The organism is Moorena sp. SIO4E2, assembly GCF_010671945.1.
GTDB classification, from domain to species: domain Bacteria; phylum Cyanobacteriota; class Cyanobacteriia; order Cyanobacteriales; family Coleofasciculaceae; genus Moorena; species Moorena producens.
Map to the genome: position 1 here is coordinate 1 of NZ_JAAHIE010000448.1, position 6,200 is coordinate 6,200.

Sequence of the window (6,200 nt, forward strand, 5' to 3'; positions counted from 1 at the left end):
CCTTTTCTGTCAGTTTTCGCCAACCGATATTCCGCTCCCCAGAAAGTGAATTTGCTCTGAGTTTAGCCCTAGACTTGCGTCGCAGTCAAACCTTCTTACTTGGGGAACCTTTTTCTTTCTCAGTTGGCCCAGAAGACGGCGAATCCAAGGTAACGGTATTGCGATTTTCTCAAGATTGGATAGACCGTAGTAGCCCTAGTCGGATATTAGCTGCTCGCTCTCAGTTTAGTTTTGGGTTAGGTGCCTTTGATGCAACTATCAACAACACTGGGACTGACGGGGGATTCTTTAGCTGGTTGGGACAATTCCAATGGGTACAACAGTTGTCACCGAGAACGACGCTGATCACACAAATTAATGCTCAGTTAACCCCAGATTCTTTGCTCTCCCTAGAACGCTTCAGTATCGGTGGCGTGGATACTATCAAAGGCTATCGACAAAACCAACTGGTTGCTGATAACGGTGTCCTGGGTTCGGTACAAGTCCGCATCCCTCTCACCTCAGACCCCACCAGGCTACAACTAGCCCCTTTTTTTGAAATCGGTACAGCTTGGAATAATCTAGATCCTGACCCTGACCCCGCCACCATTGCTAGCTTGGGAGTAGGTTTGCGATCGCAGATTATCTCTGGTTTAGATTTGCGCTTAGACTATGGTATCCCCTTGATTGAGGTCAACAACCGGGGAAATTCACTACAAGAGAATGGTTTCCACTTTTCAGTGGGCTACCAGCCCTAGGTTCGCAGCTGAGTTTTGACCAAAAGTCTTGAAATAATATAGCAATTCTACGACTTGTGAGGTACAAATATCTAGGTTTTAGGTTTTAGGTTTTAGGTTTTAGGTTTTAGGTTTTAGGTTTTAGGTTTTAGGTTTTAGGTTTTAGGTTTTAGGTTTTAGGGAGCAGCGAGCACGGAGAAGGTAAGAGAGAAGAGGCAAGAGCCAATAGTCAAACAATTCGGTGTACCTCATGAGTCCTAGAAACGCTATATGCACAGGACTTACACAGCTACACCAGATATAGCGGTAAAGGTGCGTTACGCTTCGCTAACACACCCTACAAATAGAGACTTTGCGTAAGTCCTAATGCATTAACAAGAGGCTCTGAACGACAGAGCCTCTTGTTTTATTAACTCCATGTAGTTTTCAGCAAACCTACTAGCATAATTAGACCATCGCGTTCTCCAAAATTGGAAATAAACTTTGTATAAACAGTTAATGTATTATTTGATTTTTATTTATAAAGTTATAAATAAGCGAGGATTTGATCCTAAATTTGGTTTACAAAGCAATTATTATAGCTCTGTTTTAAAATCAGCTTTCAGAGACTAATACTCCTAGTCAAAACCTAATAATTACTAATAAGTAAATGAAAACGTTACCAGGCGCTTTGCTGTTTACCACTGAATCGTTTTAGCTAGTAGGGCAACATAAATAACCAATTTAACACAACTAGTGCTTTAGCAGTATTAAAAACCCAATTCACTGATTTGGATAAATTAACCATGGCTACTCCTACTTCAAAAGGAAAAGTTTCCAATATAAAATTTTCTGGCATTCATCATATCGACAGCTTACTTGGGAATAATAAATGGGGCGGTTCTACCGGAAAAGGTGTTAACTTAACCTATAGTTTTGGTGAGTGGGGTTCATCATGGTACAAGACAAACTATGGTGATAGTGAACCTTGGTCTGGTTTTTCCCCTCTGACTAGTATCCAAAGAATTGCTGCTGAAAATGCATTGAATGCTTGGAGCGAGGTTGCCAATATTAACTTTACCAAAGTTATTGACTCTAAAAAAGTTGCAGGTGATATTCGCTTCGCTAAATCCTCTAAACCTAATACAGCATGGGCTTATTTTCCCTATGCCTCAACAGAAGCTGGAGATATCTGGTTCAGTCATTCCAACAGTTATAACACTGCCACAAAAGGAACGTATGGTTATCAAACATTCCTCCATGAAATCGGACATGCCCTTGGACTAAAGCATCCCCACGAGAAGGATGGTTCTGGGGTAGTCGCTAATTTAAATATTGATACGACTGCCTACACAGTTATGAGCTATCGGTCTTATGTGAATCAGCCTTTAAGTGCTTACAGTCAAAAGTTTTTTCCCACTACGCCGATGTTGCACGATATTGCTGCTATCCAGTACATCTACGGTGCTAACATGAACACGCGCAAGGGTAATACAGTCTATAAGTGGGCTCCCGGACAACAAATTTTGGAGACTATCTGGGATGCAGGTGGTAACGACACCATCGACTGGTCGAACCAGTCTTCCAACGCTAAGATTAACCTAAACGCTGGACAATGGAGTGAACTAGGTCCAGCGTATTGGAACGGTAAAGAGTGGGAAAGCAGAACCCTAGCGATCGCTTATGGTGTGACTATTGAGAATGGCATTGGTGGTAGCGGCAATGACACAATTTATGGCAATAATGTTGCAAATGTCCTACAAGGTGGCGAGGGTAATGACTATCTGAGTGGTGGCTCAGGCAATGATTTTTTAAGTGGTGGAACTGGTAGCGATCGCATCTACGGAGGCTCAGGCAATGACAATCTCTATGGCTCTAGTGGTAATGATACCCTCAGTGGTAGTTCTGGCAATGATCTCCTCAGTGGTAGTTCTGGCAATGACTACTTACACGGTGGAACTGGTAGCGATCGCATGTACGGAGGCTCAGGCAATGATCGCTATGTCGTTGATACCATAGGTGATAGGGTAGTTGAGTATACTAACCAGGGCATTGACAGAGTTTACGCCTCAATTACTTATCAGCTTGGTGCTCATTTAGAAAACCTAACCCTAACCGGTACAAGTTCTATCAATGGTTATGGTAACGATTTCAATAATGTGATTAATGGCAACAGTGCCAGTAACTACATTTCGGGTGGTCGTGGTAATGATACAGTCAATGGCTCTAGTGGTAATGATCTCCTCAGTGGTAGTTCTGGCAATGACTACTTAGACGGTGGAACTGGTAGCGATCGCATGTACGGAGGCTCAGGCAATGATCGCTATGTCGTTGATACCATAGGTGATAGGGTAGTTGAGTATACTAACCAGGGCATTGATACAGTTTACGCCTCAATTACTTATCAGCTTGGTGCTCATTTAGAAAACCTAACCCTAACCGGTACAACTTCTATCAATGGTTATGGTAACGATTTCAATAATGTGATTAATGGCAACAGTGCCAGTAACTACATTTGGGGTGGTCGTGGTAATGATACAGTCAATGGTGGTAATGGTGATGATATTATTTACGGCGACTATCTCACTACCTGGAATGGACACTCTTATATATTGAGCCAACCGGGCACTTGGCTCTCTACCCAAGCAGAAGCTCAACGCCTTGGGGGTAACTTAGTTACGATTAACAACGCCATCGAACAAAGCTGGCTAAACACCACCTTTGGAACTAATGAACTGTTTTGGATCGGTCTGAGCGATCGTACTATAGAAGGTCAATGGCAATGGGTTAGTGGTGAAACCTCAACCTACCGTAACTGGTCTCCGGGTGAACCTAACGATTATCGTAGTTCCTCAATTCCCGATGGTGAAGATTATGCTGCGATGGGTTGGGGTAATCAAGCCTGGAATGACCTTCAAAATTATCCTAGTCAATATCTGCGAGGCATTATCGAATTACCTTCAGTTCCACAAGAAATTGGTGGTAATGATAACTTGTATGGTGGTGCAGGGAACGATCGTATCTATGCTGGTGCCGGTGATGACATTTTATATGGGGGTACTGGAAATGATGTGCTCTCTGGAGGTGCTGGTGCAGATAAGTTTGTCTTTAATATCACTACTGAAGGGATAGATTATATTACTGACTTTGTCAGTTACCAGGGGGATAAACTACAAATTTCGGCTAGTGGCTTCGGCAGTGGTCTTGTGCAAGGAATTTTAGATGTGGGTCAATTTGTTTTAGGTGCTGCCGCCTTAGATACAAATGACAGATTCATCTATGATCGTTCATCAGGATTACTATCATTCGATGCTGACGGTTCAGGTACACTGAGTGCTGTACAAGTTGCTAATTTCTCTAACAAAACTGCCTTGAAAAATAGTGATATCCTGATTGTATAGGATACATTATACATCTCCAGGAATTGGGTTGTAACCTAGACAAGATAATGGTTTTAGATTCTTTTCCGGAGATGTTTATTAGGTACTAGATGTTACACCATAAGCCTCAATTAACAAGCTTTTCAGCTTCAATATGTACCTCGCTATACAAAAAAAGCTATACATCGACTTTATCTGTGCGATTCTAAATATGAAGAGATATTGCAGTTATCAATTATGATTATTTGTTATTATTTAAAGTATAAAAAAAACAATTTTTGGTTAACCATTCCACTATTAATCAACGCCAATATTTTTGATAAATCAGTCAAACAGGTATGTGGTGATTCTGTTCGATGCGAAGTGATATAAAGGAAATCAACAGAGTTTGAAATACGACCGTTGGGATGGATTGTAGAAAGAACATTTGGCGGGTTTTACCGATTTAGACGCGCTTAGTAAAGACTATGAGCTATATACACAGATGAGTACAGGGATGATATAGCAGAAGTCAGAAGCCAGAAGTCAGAAGTCAGAAGTCAGAAGTCAGAAGTCAGAAGTCAAACTCTTGCGCTTACAAAGGGTGTGAGACTTTTGTCATGTCCTAACTGCCCTGGCGACTGCTATATATGGTTCATTAATTCGTTTGATGACAAGAAGATTAGCCTCTTAATTTTTTGTTTACAAATCAGCTCTTACCCACATCCCAAAAGTGTACCCATGTGTAATTTGGGTTTGTTTTTGCGATTGACCTTGGCCTTTGAGCCACGCTACGCGAATGGTCACGCTACGCGATTGGCCGTAGGCCACGCTAAAAGCGATTGACATGCAGGTCACGCTACGCGAACGCATTCCTATAACACTCTATATGTAATCGTCTCAAGACCACCATCAGATCAGCATCAGAGCTATTGTACCCAGTAATGGAAGTCAAAAGGTGAATCTCCCTGGATAGGTTTTGCCAACTCAGGATATGAGCTGAGATTAGTTAGTGTTAGGCTCTTAGTGTCGATAACCACACTTACCGGGATTACCTTGAGGGAAGCCTGGGAGCTTCATTGTTTTAGGGAGTAGGCAGTGACTGTGTGACTGGTGACAGCTAAAGGGCAATATATGCGAAATATTGCCCTTTAGCTGATGTAATGTTAGAGTTTTTATAAACACTTGCTGTCAAGGAGCGTGCTATGCCGTCTGTGAACAATCAGCCCCCCAAACGCATCAACGCTACATTGCCGGAACCGCTAGCGCAATTTGTCGCCGAGATGACAGGAGAAAACGGGCTATACGAAACCCCCAGTGAATTTGTTCGGGATCTCATTCGCAAACATATGGAAAAAACTGCTGCGGCTGAACGATACGCCATAAACAGCTTATTGCGGCAGTCTCTCCATGAGAACAGTTATACCCCTCTGACAGAGGATGATGCCGACACCATTCGCCATAGCCTCAGTTAAATAGCACTATGACATTCTCCATGCAAAAAAGTGCCCTGTTTATGCGACAGTGGCGGGACTATGCACAGAATTACAAAAACCGTGCTGGAGTAGATGTGGCCGAACGATTCATCGCCGCCGTAGAGCAAGCCTTGGATTTCATCAAAAACAATCCCTATGCCTGCTCTCTCTACGATGCCGGTGAAGGATACGAGGATCTGCAAGTCTATCAATTCAGAAAATGGCGCTTGCAAGGTTTTCCCCATGCGGTGCTGTTTCGCTTAGAAGATAACGCAACCATCCTGGTGGAAGTCCTGTATGCCCATAAAATGGATATACCATCGCGTCTTATGAGTGATATGGAAGGGATTTAGTTAGGTAAGGTGATGTTTTCTTAAGCATCAATGGGGAGAGGGGAAACGCGGGGACGCGGATAAGCAACAAAAGTGGTTATTGTACAAATGTTTTTATTTTCCTAAGATGTTCTTGTTGTTGAACAACATAGGGATTTCCCATGGCTAGGCTTTCGATTGAGATCACCCCAGAACAGCATCAGAAGCTCAAAGCGAACGCAGCCCTGAGCGGCAAAACGATTAAGGAATATGTGCTTGAACGCTCTCTGCCTGATGTGCCCATCAACCCAGAACTAAGCTCCGAAGAAGCCCTCGCTCAACTGTCTGCCTTTCTCAAGC

Annotated in this window: 5 protein-coding genes; all 5 read left to right on the top strand. The window is 42.8% G+C overall.

Annotation, left to right across the window (positions count from 1 at the left end; all coding sequences use genetic code 11):
• Window positions 1–737: ShlB/FhaC/HecB family hemolysin secretion/activation protein (locus F6K37_RS30075; protein ID WP_287254154.1), on the top strand; the 737-nt coding region annotated here is incomplete at its 5' end.
• 764 nt (window positions 738–1,501) lie between these two features.
• Window positions 1,502–4,096, top strand: a complete 2,595-nt coding sequence (locus F6K37_RS30080; protein ID WP_287254155.1) for a M10 family metallopeptidase C-terminal domain-containing protein — start codon at window positions 1,502–1,504, stop codon at window positions 4,094–4,096.
• Between the two features lie 1,172 nt (window positions 4,097–5,268).
• A complete protein-coding gene (locus F6K37_RS30085; RefSeq protein WP_287254157.1) occupies window positions 5,269–5,529 on the top strand; it encodes a ribbon-helix-helix domain-containing protein in 261 nt (86 codons plus the stop codon).
• A gap of 41 nt (window positions 5,530–5,570) precedes the next feature.
• A complete protein-coding gene (locus F6K37_RS30090) occupies window positions 5,571–5,882 on the top strand; it encodes a type II toxin-antitoxin system RelE/ParE family toxin (protein WP_287254159.1) in 312 nt (103 codons plus the stop codon).
• Between the two features lie 140 nt (window positions 5,883–6,022).
• Window positions 6,023–6,200 (top strand): type II TA system antitoxin, ParD family (locus tag F6K37_RS30095; protein ID WP_287254160.1); only part of this gene is annotated, 178 nt, incomplete at its 3' end.

Excerpts from the sequence above, each read along its gene's own strand:
- F6K37_RS30090 (WP_287254159.1), top strand. The coding sequence starts at position 5,571 with ATGCGACAGTGGCGGGACTATGCACAGAATTACAAAAACCGTGCTGGA.
- F6K37_RS30080 (WP_287254155.1), top strand. The coding sequence starts at position 1,502 with ATGGCTACTCCTACTTCAAAAGGAAAAGTTTCCAATATAAAATTTTCT.